Annotated in this window: 15 protein-coding genes; 3 read left to right on the top strand and 12 right to left on the bottom strand. The window is 64.3% G+C overall.

Annotated elements, in window-relative coordinates; translation table 11 throughout:
* Positions 1–170: 170 nt before the first annotated feature.
* From NKH42_RS06715 to NKH42_RS06705, 3 genes are read right to left on the bottom strand one after another with little or no spacing between them, the layout of a single operon-like run.
* Positions 171–1,172 (bottom strand): 4-hydroxyproline epimerase, encoded by a 1,002-nt coding sequence (locus NKH42_RS06715; RefSeq protein WP_352751240.1) that lies wholly within the window; start codon positions 1,170–1,172, stop codon positions 171–173.
* 28 nt (positions 1,173–1,200) lie between these two features.
* Entirely contained in the window at positions 1,201–2,451 is a 1,251-nt protein-coding gene (locus tag NKH42_RS06710; RefSeq protein WP_352751242.1) for an NAD(P)/FAD-dependent oxidoreductase, read from the bottom strand.
* Positions 2,452–2,499: 48 nt separating this feature from the next.
* Positions 2,500–3,393: a dihydrodipicolinate synthase family protein gene (locus NKH42_RS06705; protein WP_352504915.1), complete on the bottom strand. Its 894-nt coding sequence runs from the start codon at positions 3,391–3,393 to the stop codon at positions 2,500–2,502.
* Positions 3,394–3,496: 103 nt separating this feature from the next.
* Here NKH42_RS06705 and NKH42_RS06700 point away from each other — a divergent pair, with 103 nt between their 5' ends.
* The gene (locus NKH42_RS06700) at positions 3,497–4,150 is read left to right on the top strand and encodes a GntR family transcriptional regulator (protein WP_352751243.1); all 654 of its coding nucleotides are present in this window, start codon (positions 3,497–3,499) and stop codon (positions 4,148–4,150) included.
* 13 nt (positions 4,151–4,163) lie between these two features.
* Here the strand turns inward: NKH42_RS06700 and NKH42_RS06695 are convergent, their stop codons facing one another.
* Together NKH42_RS06695 and NKH42_RS06690 are read right to left on the bottom strand one after the other, a co-directional pair.
* A complete protein-coding gene (locus NKH42_RS06695) occupies positions 4,164–4,496 on the bottom strand; it encodes a hypothetical protein (RefSeq protein WP_352479613.1) in 333 nt (110 codons plus the stop codon).
* 292 nt (positions 4,497–4,788) lie between these two features.
* The gene (locus NKH42_RS06690) at positions 4,789–5,085 is read right to left on the bottom strand and encodes a hypothetical protein (RefSeq protein ID WP_352751245.1); all 297 of its coding nucleotides are present in this window, start codon (positions 5,083–5,085) and stop codon (positions 4,789–4,791) included.
* A gap of 136 nt (positions 5,086–5,221) precedes the next feature.
* On the opposite strand from NKH42_RS06690, the gene NKH42_RS06685 reads away from it, so the two are divergent.
* Positions 5,222–5,410, top strand: a complete 189-nt coding sequence (locus NKH42_RS06685; protein WP_352820998.1) for a hypothetical protein — start codon at positions 5,222–5,224, stop codon at positions 5,408–5,410.
* Between the two features lie 176 nt (positions 5,411–5,586).
* On the opposite strand, the gene NKH42_RS06680 is transcribed toward NKH42_RS06685, so the two are convergent.
* Positions 5,587–7,083, bottom strand: coding sequence for a CoA-acylating methylmalonate-semialdehyde dehydrogenase (locus NKH42_RS06680; RefSeq protein ID WP_352687131.1), 1,497 nt, complete (start codon positions 7,081–7,083; stop codon positions 5,587–5,589).
* A gap of 221 nt (positions 7,084–7,304) precedes the next feature.
* Here NKH42_RS06680 and NKH42_RS06675 point away from each other — a divergent pair, with 221 nt between their 5' ends.
* Positions 7,305–8,186 (top strand): LysR family transcriptional regulator, encoded by an 882-nt coding sequence (locus NKH42_RS06675; RefSeq protein WP_352751249.1) that lies wholly within the window; start codon positions 7,305–7,307, stop codon positions 8,184–8,186.
* Between the two features lie 39 nt (positions 8,187–8,225).
* Here the strand turns inward: NKH42_RS06675 and NKH42_RS06670 are convergent, their stop codons facing one another.
* From NKH42_RS06670 to NKH42_RS06645, 6 genes are all read right to left on the bottom strand, one after another.
* Positions 8,226–9,554, bottom strand: coding sequence for a D-amino acid dehydrogenase (locus tag NKH42_RS06670; RefSeq protein WP_352751273.1), 1,329 nt, complete (start codon positions 9,552–9,554; stop codon positions 8,226–8,228).
* A 66-nt stretch (positions 9,555–9,620) separates the two neighbouring features.
* On the bottom strand, positions 9,621–10,790 hold the full coding sequence (gene alr, locus NKH42_RS06665) for an alanine racemase (RefSeq protein WP_352687125.1): 1,170 nt from the start codon (positions 10,788–10,790) through the stop codon (positions 9,621–9,623).
* 29 nt (positions 10,791–10,819) lie between these two features.
* A complete protein-coding gene (locus NKH42_RS06660; RefSeq protein WP_352751251.1) occupies positions 10,820–11,341 on the bottom strand; it encodes an RNA pyrophosphohydrolase in 522 nt (173 codons plus the stop codon).
* Between the two features lies 1 nt (position 11,342).
* Positions 11,343–12,539: a divergent polysaccharide deacetylase family protein gene (locus NKH42_RS06655; protein WP_352751252.1), complete on the bottom strand. Its 1,197-nt coding sequence runs from the start codon at positions 12,537–12,539 to the stop codon at positions 11,343–11,345.
* Between the two features lie 202 nt (positions 12,540–12,741).
* Entirely contained in the window at positions 12,742–14,067 is a 1,326-nt protein-coding gene (locus NKH42_RS06650) for a S41 family peptidase (RefSeq protein WP_023719673.1), read from the bottom strand.
* On the bottom strand, positions 14,068–15,411 hold the full coding sequence (locus tag NKH42_RS06645; RefSeq protein ID WP_352696887.1) for a murein hydrolase activator EnvC family protein: 1,344 nt from the start codon (positions 15,409–15,411) through the stop codon (positions 14,068–14,070).
* Positions 15,412–15,414: the final 3 nt, after the last annotated feature.

Raw genomic sequence — 15,414 nt, 5'->3', positions numbered from 1 at the left:
GACCATCGCGGACCCTACCATTGGCCTAACGCAATGTCTTTGACGATTCAATCGCTCCATGCGCCCCATGTCGAAGAAATCGCCGTCAAAATAAGTTGATGGGCGGGATCGTTGCGCCGTCGAAGGCAATCCGTTTGCGCTCTCTTCCTTCCCTAACGTCAGCGTTTTCTCTATTTGACGACGAAGCCGTGCGCGAACGGGTCGCGGTCGTCGATAAAGATCGTGTTCAATCCGGTCATCCGCGCCCACCCGCCGATCGACGGAATGATTGCCGGCTTGCCGGCGACGGTGACCTCTTTCTCCACCCTGCCCTTGAACAGCGACCCGATGATCGATTCATGGACGAAGTCGTTGCCGACCCCAAGCTTGCCCTTGGCGTGAAGCTGCGCCATCCGCGCCGAGGTGCCGGTGCCGCAGGGCGAGCGGTCGATTGCCTTGTCGCCGTAGAAGACGGCGTTGCGGGCATCGGCTTGCGGGTTGGCCGGCGCGCCGGTCCACAATATGTGCGACAGCTTGTCGATGCCGGGATTCTCCGGGTGGACGAAGGAATATTTCTCGTTGAGCCGCTGCCGCACCACCGGGCTCCAGGCGATCAGCTCGCCGGCCGAATGGTCGGCCATGTCGCGATAGTTCTTTTGCGGTTCGACGATGGCGTAGAAATTGCCGCCGTAGGCGACATCGACGCTGATCTCGCCGAGCCCGGGGCATTCGACCGTCAGTGCCTCGGCATAGAGGAAGGACGGCACATTGGTGATGCGCACCTCCTCGACATAATCGCCGACTTGGCTGTACTCGGCGACGACCACGCCCGCCGGCGTATCCAGCCTGAGCACGCCCGGCGTCTTCGGCTTGATCAATCCATTTTCGACGGCAAAGGTCACCGTGCCGATGGTGCCGTGGCCGCACATCGGCAGGCAGCCCGAGGTTTCGATGAACAGGATGGCGATGTCGCAATCTTCGCGCGTCGGCGGATAGAGGATAGAGCCGGACATCATGTCATGGCCGCGCGGCTCGAACATCAGGCCGGTGCGGATCCAGTCGTATTCGGCCAGGAAATACGCCCGCCGCTCCATCATCGTCGAGCCGTTGAGCAGCGGTCCGCCGCCGGCGACCAGCCGCACCGGATTGCCGCAGGTGTGGCCGTCTATGCAGAAGAAGGAATGCTTGGCCATGCCGGCTCCCAACTGAATGTCTTCGATCTCAAAACCGTTGCGGGCTGAACGGACCGAGATCCAGCGATGGACTCTGCCCGAGAACGAGCTCGCGGATCAAGCGTCCGGTCGCCGCGGCCTGGGTCAGGCCGAGGTGACCATGGCCGAAACCGTACACCACCGACGGCGTTTTTTGCGACTGCCCGATCACCGGCAGCGAATCCGGCAGCGACGGCCGGAACCCCATCCATTCGCGCCCATTGGCCGGATCCAGTCCCGGCAGGAATTTCTGCGCCTTTTCGAGCAGCGCTTTCGAGCGCGCATAATTGGGCGACCTTTCAAGCCCGCCGAGTTCGACCGCACCACCGACGCGCAGTCCCGTCTCGAGCGGCGTGATGACGAAGCCATGCCCGGAAAAGATCAATTGCCGCCTTACGTCGAAGGCAGCCTTCGGCAGCGTCGTGTTGTAGCCACGCTCGGTCTCCAGCGGGATTCCGTCGCCGAGATGTCTCGCCAGCAGGTGCGACCAGGCCCCGGCAGCGATGACGAGATGCTTCGCCCGTCGCCTCGTGCCGTCGGCCATGGTCAGGATCGCGCCGTCCTGTCCTGCCTCGACACGCTCGATCCGGGCCCTTTCGAACCCGGCGCCCAACCTCTCGGCATAGGCCCATAACGCCTTTCCAAGCCGCTTGGGGTCGGCGACGGTTTTCCACCCCGGAACGAAAGTTCCCTTGACGAAGCGCGGCGACAGACCGGGCTGCAAGGCGGCGAGAGCGCTCCCCTCGACATGGCTGAAGCCGATGCCGAAGCGCTGCCTTGCCGCCCAGCCGGGCAGTGAGGCCTTGAACTCGGCTTCGCTTTCGTAGAGTTCGAGCGAGCCGTCCTCGTGCAGCATCGGCCGTGTGCCGGAACGGTCGAGCAAACCCATCCATTCCGCCTCGGCGAGCTTCATCATCCCGGCCTGTGCGGCAAGGCCGGCTTCATAGCGGTCGCTTCGGCCGGCGCGCCAGAAGCGGACCAGCCAGGGCAGCAGCTTCAGCAGATAGGCTGGTGGGATGCTGAGCGGGCCGAGCGGGTCGGCGAGCCATTTCGGCAGCTGCCTGATCATGCCCTTGTGGGCGAGCGGCAGCACGTCGGAGAAGGCAAAGGCGGCGGCATTGCCGGAACTGGTCTCCTCGCAGATCCCCGTCCGATCGAAGATCGTGACGTTTCGCCCCGCCTCGGCCAGAAATGCGGCAGCGCAGATGCCGATAATGCCGCCACCAATGATGGCGACATCGAGCGTAGCATTGTCATTCATTGGCATGCGCCGCGCTGCACATCTGCAAACACCCTCGAAGGCACTGGATCAGAATGCCGGCAGTTGCGGCCGCACGGCCAGCGCATCCCTGACGACCTTTTCGACTGCCTTGCGCCGCTCGCCCGACAATGGCTGGCGCGGCATGCGCACGCGGTCGTTGGTGTTGATCGCCAAAACTTCGGCGAGCTTGATGTTCTGCACCAGATAGGTCGAGACGTCGAGGTCGAGCAGCGGCCGGAACCAGCGGTAGATCTTCAACGCCTCCTCGCGGCGGCCCTGTCTCATCAACTGATAGATGGCGACGGTCTCGCGCGGGAACGCGGTGACCAAGCCCGCCACCCAGCCGATGGCGCCGACCGACAGCGCCTCAAAGGCGAGATTGTCGACGCCGGTGAACAGGTCGTAGCGGTCGCCGAGGCGGTTGATGATCTCGGTCGAGCGGCGGATGTCGTCTGAGGACTCTTTTATGGCGACGAAGCGCTGGTCCTTGGCCAACTCCTCCATCTGGTCGACGGTGACATCGACGCGATAGGCAAGCCGGTTGGAGTAGATCATCACCGGCAGGTCGCCGGCCGCGGCGACGGCGCTGAGTGCCGCGACCGTCTCCTCGGCATTGGTATGGTAGATCGGGCTCGGCACCACCATCAAACCGTTGGCGCCTTCCTTGGCGGCGCGGCGTGCGATCGCCGCCGCCTCGCGTGTACCGGCCTCGTTGACCGTCAACAGCACCGGTTTTTTGCCGGCGATCTTCTGGGCGGTCTTCAGCACCGCGATCTTCTCGTCATGCGACAGCATCGGGCCTTCGCCGAGCGACCCGCAGACGATGATGCCGTCACAGCCGGCCTCCATCTGCAGCGCAAAGCAGCGCTCCATCTCGGCATGGTCGAGGCCGTCGTCCTCGGTGAATTTGGTCGTAACGGCGGGGAAGACTCCGGCCCACATGTCGATCGCTCCATCTGATATATCAGTCGTATATTTCTTAAGAAGCCGGCTGTCAACGTTGAATCTGATATGATATATCAACAATATATCAGGAGAAGCCGCATTGGTATATGAGAGCCCGGGCTCCGAGCCGGCAACTGCGAAGGCCTACCGCAGGCTCGAGCACATGATCGTAACTCTCGAGCTGGCGCCGGCGAGCTTCATCACCGAGGGGGCGCTGATCGACAGGCTCGGCCTCGGCCGCACCCCGGTTCGCGAAGCGATCCAGCGGCTGGCTTGGGAGGGGCTGCTCGAGGTCCGGCCGCGCGCCGGCATTGCCATTGCCCCGCTGCACCCCGGCGACTGGCTGCGTGTCCTCGACGCCCGCCGTGGCGTCGAGGTGGTGCTTGCCCGCTCGGCCGCTCGCTTCGTCACCCGCGAGGCCGCCGACCTGTTCCATGACGCTGCCCTTGCCATGCAAAAGGCGGTGATTTCGGAAAATGTGTTTTACTTCATCCAGGCCGACAAGGCGCTCGACGAGGCGCTGGCGCTGGCTGCCGACAACCCGTTCGCCGCGCGCCTGGCGGCGCCCTTGCAAACCCACAGCCGCCGTTTCTGGTTCCGCTACAAGGCCGATACCGGCTTGGCCGAATCCGCCGAGCATCATGTCGCGCTGATCCGCTCGATCCTAGCAGGCGACGAGGAGGCCGCAGCCAAGGACGCCAAGCGCCTGATGGCACTTTTGCGCGGCCATGCCGAGGCAGCTGCCACACGCTGAGCCTGTCATTTCGTCATGCGCCCTGGCCGGGCAGGGCCATCACGTTTTCCCAATTGTCGCCGGCCGCGACGATGCAGCTTCTGCCGGCGATATCGGTGACGACGATACTCCAGGTTCCGGTCTCGGCGACAAAGACTTCCATGACCGCCTCATGACCGATCAGCCCCAAAGCAAACTGCCTTTCCTGGAACTTCTCGCTCAAATGGGCGACGAGCTCGCCATGTTCAACGCAGTATTGATATTGCGCGCTTGCGGTGTTCGTACCCACCGCCAATGCGCCAGCAAGAACCAGGGTTTTCACCCATCCCAACAGCGATTTGTGTGCCATAGGCACCTCCTTTGCCATCGCGTTCCGGCAAAGGAGGGGTTTGACAGCCTCACTTTGCCGGAGCGATCCAGGCCGGTTCCGACGTCATCATCATCGCGTCGTTCCTTTCTGTGTTCCGGTCTGCCATCGGTGGGAACGATTCCAGATGTTCCCATTATGTTCCCGATATATGGTATCGGCAATGGAAAAGCGCAAGCAGGCGCCCAAGCGGGCGCCTGCAGATCCGTTTTACGGTTGTCGCCGAAGAATGGGGCCACCCAGGCTGCGCGGCCATGCCGAGGCCGCTGCTACGCGCGAGCGTGGAACCTCATCAGGTGCCTGGCAGCGCCGCTATCGTCATCGCGCTCTCCCAGCCTTCGCCGACTGAAATCACGCAGCTTTGGCCTTTTGTGTCGCTGGCGAGGATGGTCCATGTGCCCTTGTCGGAAACGAAGACTTCAAGCACCACATTCGGATTGACGACGCCGACCGCGCTCGGATTTTCATGAAACTTCTCGCCGAGCGCCTTGACCATATCCGCGCGTGCCGCACATTGCTCGGCAGCCATTGCCGGGACGGCGGAAAGGGCCATCGCAGCGCAAGCTACAGTCGCCACGAGACGTGTCATCTGACACCTCCTTTGCGCCGGACGATATCCCCGGAGCCGTCACCAGCGCCGTTGGTTGATCTGCCAGCGTCTGCTTCGCGGCAGGACTGCAACCTAAGAAGATTGCTGCCTTCTTGGTTCCATCACATTAGTGTTCATGCCGATGAAGATCGCGACAAAAAAGACCCGGGTCGAGCCCAGGGCTTCTTTTGCTTTCCGCGATCTGGATCAGTTCATCGTCGGGATGATGAACTCGGCGCCATCCTTCACGCCGGCCGGCGCGCCCGAAACCGAAGGGGAGGACGCGCAGACAGAAAACCGTCCGGCTAATTCATCGTCGGAATGACGAACTCGGCGCCATCCTTCACGCCGGCCCGCGCCCCCGAAGCCGAAGGCGAGGACGCGCAGACAGAAAACCGTCCGGCTAATTCATCGTCGGAATGACGAATTCGGCGCCGTTCTTCACGCCGGCCCGCGCGCCCGAAGCCGAAGGCGAGGACGCGCAGACAGAAAACCGTCCGGCTAATTCATCGTCGGAATGACGAATTCGGCGCCATCCTTCACGCCGGACGGCCAGCGCGACGTCACCGTCTTGGTCTTGGTGTAGAAGCGGAACGCGTCCGGCCCGTGCTGGTTGAGGTCGCCGAAGGAGGACGCCTTCCAGCCGCCAAACGTATAGTAGGCGATCGGCACCGGGATCGGCACGTTGATGCCGACCATGCCGACCTGAACCCGCGAGGCGAAGTCGCGCGCCGCGTCGCCGTCGCGGGTGAAGATAGCGACGCCATTGCCCATCTCGTGCTCGTTGGCGAGCTTGATCGCGTTCTCGTAGGTCGGTGCGCGCACCACCGACAGCACCGGCCCGAAGATCTCTTCCTTGTAGATGCGCATGTCGGGGGTCACATTGTCGAACAGGCAGCCGCCCATATAGTAGCCGTTCTCGTAACCCTGCATGGAAAAGCCGCGTCCGTCGACGACCAGCTTGGCGCCTTCCTTGACGCCGGTGTCGACATAGGACTTGACCCGCTCCAGCGCCTGTGCCGTGACCAGCGGGCCGAAATCGGCGGAAGAATCGGTCGACGGACCGACCTTCAGGCTCTCGACCCGCGGCACCAGTCTTTCCATCAGCCGGTTGGCGGTGTCGTTGCCGACCGGAACGGCCACCGATATGGCCATGCAGCGCTCGCCGGCCGAGCCGTAGCCGGCGCCGATCAGCGCGTCGACGGTCTGGTCCATATCGGCATCCGGCATGATGATCATGTGGTTCTTGGCACCGCCGAAGCACTGCACGCGCTTGCCGGCCGCGCAGCCGCGCGAGTAGATGTACTGGGCGATCGGCGTCGAGCCGACGAAACCGATGGCCTTGATGTCGGGATCGTCGAGGATGGCGTCGACCACTTCCTTGTCGCCATTGACGACATTGAGGATGCCCGCCGGCAGGCCGGCCTCGATGAACAGTTCGGCAATGCGCATCGGCACGCCCGGGTCGCGCTCGGACGGTTTGAGGATGAAGGCATTGCCGCAAGCGATGGCCGGCGCGATCTTCCACAGCGGGATCATCGCCGGAAAATTGAACGGCGTGATGCCGGCGACGACGCCAAGCGGCTGGCGCATCGAATAGACGTCGATGCCGGGGCCGGCGCCATCGGTGAACTCGCCCTTCATCATGTGCGGCGCACCGATGCAGACCTCGACCACTTCGAGGCCGCGCTGGATGTCGCCCTTGGCGTCGGCGATGGTCTTGCCGTGTTCGCGCGCCAATATCTCGGCCAGCGCGTCATACTCCTTGGCGACCAGCTCGAGGAACCGCATCAGGACGCGCACGCGCCGCTGCGGGTTGGTCGCCGCCCAGCCGGGCTGTGCCGCCTTGGCGTTTTCGACCGCCGCGCGCAATTCCGCCTGCGAAGCCAGCGCCACCGTGCCGCGCACCGTGCCGTCCATCGGCTGCATGACGTCCTGCTTGCGGCCGCTGGTTCCGGCGACGCGCTTGCCGCCGATGAAATGACCGTATTCGATCATGGTCTCTCTCCCTGGTTCGTGATGAGGCATTGTCCGCCTTTGCGAGAGCGATGGCAACGCGAGCGAAAACGCAACCGTTGTGCAGAAAATAGATAGCAGTGGGTGTCTGTGCATCAAATCGCGCAAATGATAGAGATGTGTGGTGTACGCCATGGGATAGAGAAAATTGAGTTTCTTCGCCGTCGAGCGCTGCCGTAATCGTCATCATCCGGACCCTCCCGATGAACTGGGATGATGCCCGCATCTTCCTTGCCGTGGCGCGCGCCGGTCAGATCCTCGGCGCCGCCAGGCGGCTGGAGCTTAATCACGCGACCGTCTCGCGCCGCATCGCCGCCCTCGAGGATGCGCTCAGGACAAAACTGTTTCGCCGGCTTACCACCGGCAGTGAGCTGACGCCGGCGGGCGAGCGTTTCCTCGAGATCGCCGAACGCATGGAGGGCGACATGATCGCCGCGCGCTCGACTGTTTCAGGCGAAGGCGACGACGTGTCGGGCACCGTGCGGATCGGCGCGCCGGACGGTTTTGGCGTCGCCTTCCTGGCCAGGCGCCTCGGCGTGCTGACCGCTCTGCACCGTGAACTCACCATCCAGTTGGTGCCGGTACCACGCTCCTTCTCTTTGTCACGGCGCGAGGCCGACATTGCCATCACCGTCGAGCGGCCGACGGAAGGCCGCCTGGTGGCGGGAAAGCTGGTCGACTACACGCTCGGCCTGTTCGCGTCGCGTGCCTACGCCGACACCCATGGCTTGCCCGGAAGCGCCGCCGAGCTAGGTCAGCATACGCTGATCGGCTACGTGCCGGATCTGATCGTCAGTCCCTCGCTCGACTACGCGGCCGAATTCAGCGCCGACTGGCGCACCAGCTTCGCCATTTCCTCCGCGCTCGGCCAGGCCGAAGCGGTGCGTTCCGGCGCCGGGATCGGCATACTGCACACCTTCGTTGCCCGCTCGATGCCGGAGTTGGTGCCCCTCGATATCGTCGCACCCATTCGCCGCGCCTACTGGCTGGTCTATCACGAATCGGTCAGGCCGCTGCGCCGCGTCCAGGTCGTTTCGAGCTTCATCACCAAGGCCGTCGAACGGGACAGGGGTTTGTTCGCGTGAAGCCTATCGGCCGGCGGCTGTCTTAAGTTGCCGGGGGTCTTACTTGGCATATCGTCCCGGCCCGAGATCGCCGACGTCGATGTCGGGCACCCGGCTGGAGATGATGTCGGCTAGAACCTTAGCCGAGCCGCAGGCCATGGTCCAACCGAGTGTGCCATGGCCGGTATTGAGATAGAGATTGGAGAAATCGGTGCGGCCGATCAGCGGCGGCCCGTCCGGTGTCATCGGCCGCAGCCCGCACCAGAAGGTCGCCGATCGCATGTCGCCGCTGCCCGGAAACAGGTCGCCGACCGAATGTTCGAGCGTGCGGCGCCGCGATTCGTGCAGCCGCAGATCGAAGCCGGAAATCTCCGCCGTGCCGCCGACCCGGATACGATCGCCGAGCCGGGTGATCGCTACTTTGTAGCTCTCGTCCATCACGGTCGAGACCGGTGCGGCGGTGGCGTCCTTGATCGGCAGGGTGATCGAATAGCCCTTGACCGGGTAGACCGGGATGGGGCGCTTCAGCATGCGCATGAACCGCGCCGAATAGCTGCCCATCGCCATCACATAGGCATCAGCGACCATCCAGCCCTTGCTGGTGCTGATGTTGGTGATGCGATCGCGCTTCTTGACGACGCGCCGTATCTCCGTGTCGTATTCGAAGGTGACGCCGCGTGCCGCGCAAAGCTCGGCAAGCCTGTCGGTAAACATCTTGCAGTCGCCGGTTTCGTCGCCGGGCAACCGCAGGCCACCGACGAATTTTTCGCGCACGCCAGCCAGCGCGGGTTCGGCCGCAATGCAGCCGTCGGGGTCGAGAACCTGGTAGGGGACGCCATAGGTCTTCAGCACCTCGACATCGCCACCGACGCCGTCGAGCTGCTTTTGCGTTCGGAAAAGCTGCAGCGTGCCCTTTGCGCGCTCGTCATAGGCGATGCTGGTCGCCTCGCGCAGCGCCTTCAGCGTGTCGCGGCTGTACTCGGCCAGCGGCACCATGCGCGCCTTGTTCAGCGCGTAGCGTTCAGCCGTGCAATTGCGCAGCATCTTGACCAGCCATATCCACATATGCGGATCGAGGGCCGGTCGCACCACCAGTGGGCCGTGCTTCATCAAAAGCCATTTGATGGCCTTCAGCGGAACGCCGGGCCCGGCCCAGGGCGAGGCATAGCCAGGCGAGATCTCGCCGGCATTGGCAAAGCTGGTTTCCAGCGCCGGGCCTTTCTGGCGATCGATCACAGTCACCTGATGGCCGGCCTCGGCAAGAAAATAGGCGGTGGTGACCCCGATCACACCGCCGCCCAGCACGAAGATCTTCATCGTTTGGTTCTCCGCGGCGGCATCTCGTCGGGATTCGAGACCGGGATCATCGCCGCCTTCTGTCTGCCGGATTCTGTGGCGTCAGCCAAGTGCCGATGCTCAGGGAAAAGACATGCGTGAGGACAACAAGCTTGCGTCCTAGCGATTCACATAGCGCCGGTGGAAACGGTGGCCGAGGCTGGTCAAGACCTCGTAGCCGATAGTGCCGGCCTGGCCAGCTACCTGGTCCACCGTCTGCGATGACGGCCCGATCAGTTCAACGAGGTCGCCGGCCTTCAGCTTGCCGGGCGGCAGTGCGGAAATGTCGAGGATGATCGTATCCATCGAAATCCGGCCGACGAAGGGCAGCCGCACATTTTCGAACCAGGCAGCGGAAGCGGCGCGACGATGCCAGCCATCGCCGTAGCCGAGCGAAATCGTCGCCGCGGCAAGCGGGGCCTTGGCATGAAAAGTGTGGCCGTAGCCGACACCGGCGCCGGCCTCCAATATCCGCGTCTGGATGACCTTGGCCTGCAATCGCACCACCGGCAGCATCGGATTGTCCTTCGCCGGCGTCGGATTGACGCCATAGAGAGCGGCACCCGGACGAACGAGGTCGTAGTGATAGCGCTGCCCGAGAAAAATGCCTGATGAATTGGCAAGGGAAGCCGGCGCTTCCGGCAGCATTTGGCGCAGCCGTTCGAATTCCAGCCGCTGCCGCTCGTTGGCCAGTTGCTCGGGTTCGTCGGCGCAGGCGAGATGGCTCATCACGAACGTCACTTCGACACCGTCGAAGGCGTGCGTATCCTGCGCGACTGCCTTCACCTCCGCGGGCGTCATGCCGAGCCGCGACATGCCGCTGTCGACCTGGAGGGCGGCCGGCAACTTACGGCCCACCCGCCCGGCCATCTCGCGCCATGCCGCGAGTTGGCTGGCGCTGTTGAGTACGCTGCAAAGCCCTGCCGCAACCGCTTCCCTTTCCGCACCCGGCGGAATGCCGTTCAGCACATAAATGGCCGGGCCTGAGCCGAGCGCCTTGCGCAGCAAGATGCCGCCGGCCAAATGCGCAACAAAGAAGGTATTACAGCCCTCAGCCATCAGTGCCGCCGCCACCGGCGCCGCGCCAATCCCGTAACCGTCGGCCTTGACCACTCCAGCACAGCTGACGCCGCCCAGCCGCGCCTTCAGCCGCCGGTAATTCTCACGGATGGCGCCGAGATCGATAGTCAGGATTGCCCCCGCCGCCGCTTCGCTGATCGGCTCGCTCGGGGCGCCAGCCTGCCGTGGGGCAACGGCCTGCGGAAGAGATTTGCTGGAGATGTCGTTCATGCCGACCTGTTTTAGCGGAAGGCCAGTGGCTACGCCACCAAATGCCGGAACGCCGCCACCACGTCTTCGTAGACCTTGCGCTTGAACGGCACGATCAGGCCCGGCAATTCCAGCATCGGCCGCCACGCCCACCGGTCGAACTCGGCCTTGTGGCCACCCGGTGGCGGATTGATCGCGATCTCGCTTTCGTCACCGTGGAAGCGGAAGGCAAACCATTTCTGCGTCTGGCCGCGATACCGTCCCTTGAAGGCGACGCCGACCAGATGCGCCGGCAGGTCGTATTTGATCCAGTGCGGCGCCTCGGCCAGCAGCGACACCGAGCGCATGCCGGTCTCTTCGTAGAGTTCGCGCGACGCCGCGGGCAGCGGCTCCTCGCCATCGTCGATGCCGCCCTGCGGCATCTGCCAGAGCTGCGTCGTTCCAGCGAATTCGCTGTCCGGCTCGGCAATGCGACGGCCAACCCAGACCAGGCCGTCGCCATTGAGGACCATCACCCCTACGCAGGGCCGGTAGGGCAGTGTCTCGGCGTCAACGAGCTTGTTCTTTGCCATCTCAGCCTTTTTCCGGATCTATGGCCACCGCTGAAACCGGCACGATCTCGATGCCGCGCTTCTTGGCCTCGGTCACCCAGGACGATACGGTATCGACCGTCAGGTCGAAGGCCGAGCCGATGCCGACGGCAAAGCCTTTCGCTCGCGCCGTCGCTTCCAGCCCATCCAGTTTCTTCAATATGGCGCCGCGGTCCTGCACCGCGTCGATCGCCGTATCGCCGCCGACGAACGGTACGCCGTCCTTCAGCGCCAATTCGGGTGCCAGGCTGCGCGCCGACGAACCGTCGTCGATATAGGCCAGACCACGCTTGCCAAGTTCGGCCATCAACGGCCCCATCGCCGTCGCGTCGGCTGAAAAGCGGGCGCCCATATAGTTCATGACGCCGGTGTAGTTGGTCGTTCGCGACAGCGCCCAGCGTAAATTCTTTAAATTCTCGTCCGGCGTCGCAGCTACGGTCAGGGTGTTACGGCCGGGATTGACGTTCGGATAGTCGAACGGCTCGAGCGGCACCTGCATGATGACCTCATGGCCGCTCTGCCGCGCCACCTGCATCCAGCGGCCAATGCTGTTGCCTTGCGGCGCGAAGGCCAGCGTCACCTCCGCCGGCAGCTTGGCGATGGCTGCCTGCGTGCCGGTCTGCGACACGGCAAGACCGCCGATGACGAGCGCCACGCGTGCACCGCGTGCGCCGGACCACGGCCGCGCATAGACATCGAACGGGCGCCGGCCGTCGGCGGCGCGGATCGGCAGCGGACCGGTCTCGCTGGCCTCGATCAGTGCCTTGTCGGGAATGTGCGCGATCCTGAGGTTCTGGCCGATCGTCGAAGGGTCGCGGATGACGATGGCCGCCTCGGGTGGACCATCGCCCTCCTCGGTCTGGACATGGATGATCTGCGGACCGCCCGTCTTCGGCCCGCTTATGTTGGCCCCGCTTGCGTTGCTTGGCGCTGCCGTTTCGGGCGTCGCCTTGGCAGGCGCAGCGGCGGTATCCGCCGCCGGCGTCTTCGGCGTCGAGACCGCTACTTCCTGCAGCTTCCGGAACGGCTTGTCGCGCAAGGCGATCGCGCTGGAGACGCCGACCACCGACAGCACGACAAGCGCGGCCGCGACCGCACCGGCGCTGATCCCGCTGCCCGAGCGCGACGGCCGGATCGCCTGTCCGAGAGGTCGTTCTATGTCCTTGCCGATATCAGCCAAGCCCGCACCCCCGGCGTGCATCCCCGAAGTAAAACCTTCTCCGGAGGCGCAAGATCCAAAATGTCGGCGCGTCCCCTTGCTTCACTGGACGCGCAGCATGCCGGCCGCAGCCCCGAATCAAACTGCCGGAGCCTCGCGGCCCCGGCAGCATCGCATCGCTTCGCTCAGGCAGCCAGACCCGTTTGGCCCGGCTTGCCCGCCCTTACTGGTTCAACACGGCCTTTTGCGGATTCGGCGGGAACGCCGGATCGGTCTTCTGGCCGCGCAGCAGCTGCTCGGCATAGATGAGCTGCAAATCGTCCTTCGGCTCCGGCGGCACATAGGCTGCCGAACCCGAACCGGTCGTGCCTTCGTCGGCGCCCTTGATATGGCCCTTGAGGTCGGATTCGCCGCGCGTCAGGTCCCTGCCCTGCAGTTCCGCCGGCAGCGGCTGGTCGACCTTGATATCGGGCGTGATGCCCTTGCCCTGGATCGACTTGCCGGACGGCGTGTAATAGAGCGCCGTCGTCAGCCGCAGCGCCCCGTTCTCGCCAAGCGGGATGATGGTCTGCACCGAACCCTTGCCGAAGGACTGCGTGCCGACCACCGTGGCGCGGCGCAGATCCTGCAGCGCGCCGGCGACGATTTCCGAGGCACTGGCCGAGCCGCCATTGACGAGCACGATCAGCGGCTTGCCGCCGATGTCGTCGCCGGCCCGCGCGTCGAAGCGGGTGACGTCCTTCGGGTCGCGGCCGCGCGTCGAGACGATCTCGCCGCGGTCGAGGAAGGCATCCGACACGCTCACCGCCTGGTCGAGCAAACCGCCCGGATTGAGGCGCAGGTCGAGCACGTAGCCCTTGAGCTTGTCGTTCGGCACCTGCTTCTTGATGGTGTCGATGGCATTCTCGAGGTCGTCATAGGTTTTTTCGGTAAAGGAGGTGATCTTCATGTAGCCGATGTCGTTTTCGACCCGGAACTTGACCGCCTTGACCTTGATGATATCGCGCACGACGGTCAGTTCGATCGGCTTGTCGGCGCCCTGGCGCAGGATGGTGAGCTTGATCGGCGTATTGACCAGCCCGCGCATCTTCTCGACGGCGTCGTTGAGCGTCAGGCCGCGAACCTCCTCGCCGTCGATCTTGGCGATATAGTCGCCGGCAAGCACGCCTGCCTTGGCGGCCGGCGTATCGTCGATCGGCGTGATCACCTTGACCAGGTCGTTCTCCATGGTGACCTCGATGCCGAGGCCGCCGAATTCGCCCTTGGTCTGCACGCGCATGTCCTGCGCTTCTTCGGCATTCATGTAGGAGGAGTGCGGGTCGAGCGACGACAGCATGCCGTTGATGGCATTTTCAACCAGCGACTTGTCGTCGGGCGGCGTCACATAATTCGCCCGCACCCGTTCGAAGATATCGCCGAAGATCGCCAGTTGCTTATAGGTCTCGGAGCCCGCAGCTTTCGCTGTCGAGCCGGGCGCGCCATAGACCAGGCTCATCGCCGATGCACCCATCAGCGCACCGGCAAACAGAAGCGACAGTTTCCGCATCATTCACGTCCTTCCAGAAAAACGGTCCGCCCACCATGGGGCCGGATCGACGGGTTTTCCATCCTTGCGGAACTCGACATAGAGCTCCGGCGTGGCATTTCCATTCTTCGATGCCGAGGTGCTCGCCACCCGGGCCTCTCCCATCGCGCCGACCGGCTCACCTGCGAGCACCGACTGGCCAGACGCGACGCTGATTCTGCTCATCCCCGCCAGGACGACATGATAGCCGTCACCCGCATTCAGGATCAAGAGTTGACCGTAAGAGCGGAAAGGCCCCGCATAAAGCACATTTCCATCCGCCGGCGCTGTGACGATGGCTCCCGATTGTGTCGCAACCATGTCACCGAGCATCACCGCGCCGTTACCGTCGTCGGCCCCGAAGCGCCGCTTGATCCTGCCGGTGACCGGCAGCGCGATCTGCCCTTGAAGCGCGGAAAACGGCGCGGCAGCGGTGAGCCTGTTGCTCTCCGGCACCGGCAGCGAGGCCAATTCCGTCGGCGCCGCAGCCGATGCCGGGCCCTTGTCGGCGTCGGCCGTCTTTTGCTCGGCTGCCTTGGCCGCATCCGCCGCCTTGCGGGCTCTGTCGGCCTCGAGCGAGGCGATCAGTTCTTTCAGGCTGCCGGCCTTGGCCGCCAACGTCGCGGACCGCTGCTTTTCGGCGGCCAGCGCGGTTTGCGTATCGGCGGCGAGCTTCTGCTTGGCTTCGAGCAGCATGCCGAGCCGCTTTTTTTCCGCCGCCTGCTCGCCGACAGCTGCCGTCAGCCGCGCCCGCTCGGCCTCGATCGAGGCCGTCACCCGCGACTGCTCCTTGAGGTCGGCCAGCAACATGTCGGTCTGCTGGCGCAGTTCCGGCACCACGGCACCGAGCAGGATGGCGCTGCGCACCGACGACAATGCGTCCTCCGGCTTGACCAGGATCGCCGGCGGCGGATTGAGCCCCATGCGCTGCAGCGCGCCGAGCACTTCGGCCAGAACGTCGCGTCTGGCGGCCAGTGAGGCGCGGATCTTCTGCCCCTGCGCCTTCAGCCCTTCCAGCTTGCCGCCAATGTCCTCGATGTCCTGGCCGAGCTTCTGCTCGGTCATCGCCGACTGGATCAGCGCCGCGGTGATCGAGGCGTGGTCCTTCTTGACAGCCGCTATGTCGGCGGCGAGCTTGGCCAGCCGCTCGGACGACAGCGTGATCTCTTTCGATACTTTTTCGTATTCGGCGCGGCTCTGGTCCGGGTCGGGCGCCAGGTCGAGCGTGTTCTCGGCCCGCGCGACGCCGAGCGAAAGCGCGATCGTCGCCACGGCGATGCCGTAGCGCACGCGCCAGGAGCCCGTTCGTGATTTCCAGTCTTCAGACATTGA

This window comes from Mesorhizobium sp. M1142 (assembly GCF_040318565.1).
Taxonomy (GTDB): Bacteria; Pseudomonadota; Alphaproteobacteria; order Rhizobiales; family Rhizobiaceae; genus Mesorhizobium.
Note: the sequence above shows the minus strand (reverse complement) of the source record. Positions and strands in the feature narration are given on the sequence as shown.

Excerpts from the sequence above, each read along its gene's own strand:
- NKH42_RS06645 (WP_352696887.1), bottom strand. The coding sequence starts at position 15,411 with ATGTCTGAAGACTGGAAATCACGAACGGGCTCCTGGCGCGTGCGCTAC.
- NKH42_RS06685 (WP_352820998.1), top strand. The coding sequence starts at position 5,222 with ATGCCGATGAAGATCGCGACAAAAAAGACCCGGGTCGAGCCCAGGGCT.
- NKH42_RS06680 (WP_352687131.1), bottom strand. The coding sequence starts at position 7,083 with ATGATCGAATACGGTCATTTCATCGGCGGCAAGCGCGTCGCCGGAACC.
- NKH42_RS06705 (WP_352504915.1), bottom strand. The coding sequence starts at position 3,393 with ATGTGGGCCGGAGTCTTCCCCGCCGTTACGACCAAATTCACCGAGGAC.
- alr (WP_352687125.1), bottom strand. The coding sequence starts at position 10,790 with ATGAACGACATCTCCAGCAAATCTCTTCCGCAGGCCGTTGCCCCACGG.
- NKH42_RS06675 (WP_352751249.1), top strand. The coding sequence starts at position 7,305 with ATGAACTGGGATGATGCCCGCATCTTCCTTGCCGTGGCGCGCGCCGGT.
- NKH42_RS06650 (WP_023719673.1), bottom strand. The coding sequence starts at position 14,067 with ATGATGCGGAAACTGTCGCTTCTGTTTGCCGGTGCGCTGATGGGTGCA.
- NKH42_RS06710 (WP_352751242.1), bottom strand. The coding sequence starts at position 2,451 with ATGAATGACAATGCTACGCTCGATGTCGCCATCATTGGTGGCGGCATT.
- NKH42_RS06695 (WP_352479613.1), bottom strand. The coding sequence starts at position 4,496 with ATGGCAAAGGAGGTGCCTATGGCACACAAATCGCTGTTGGGATGGGTG.
- NKH42_RS06690 (WP_352751245.1), bottom strand. The coding sequence starts at position 5,085 with ATGACACGTCTCGTGGCGACTGTAGCTTGCGCTGCGATGGCCCTTTCC.
- NKH42_RS06715 (WP_352751240.1), bottom strand. The coding sequence starts at position 1,172 with ATGGCCAAGCATTCCTTCTTCTGCATAGACGGCCACACCTGCGGCAAT.
- NKH42_RS06660 (WP_352751251.1), bottom strand. The coding sequence starts at position 11,341 with ATGGCAAAGAACAAGCTCGTTGACGCCGAGACACTGCCCTACCGGCCC.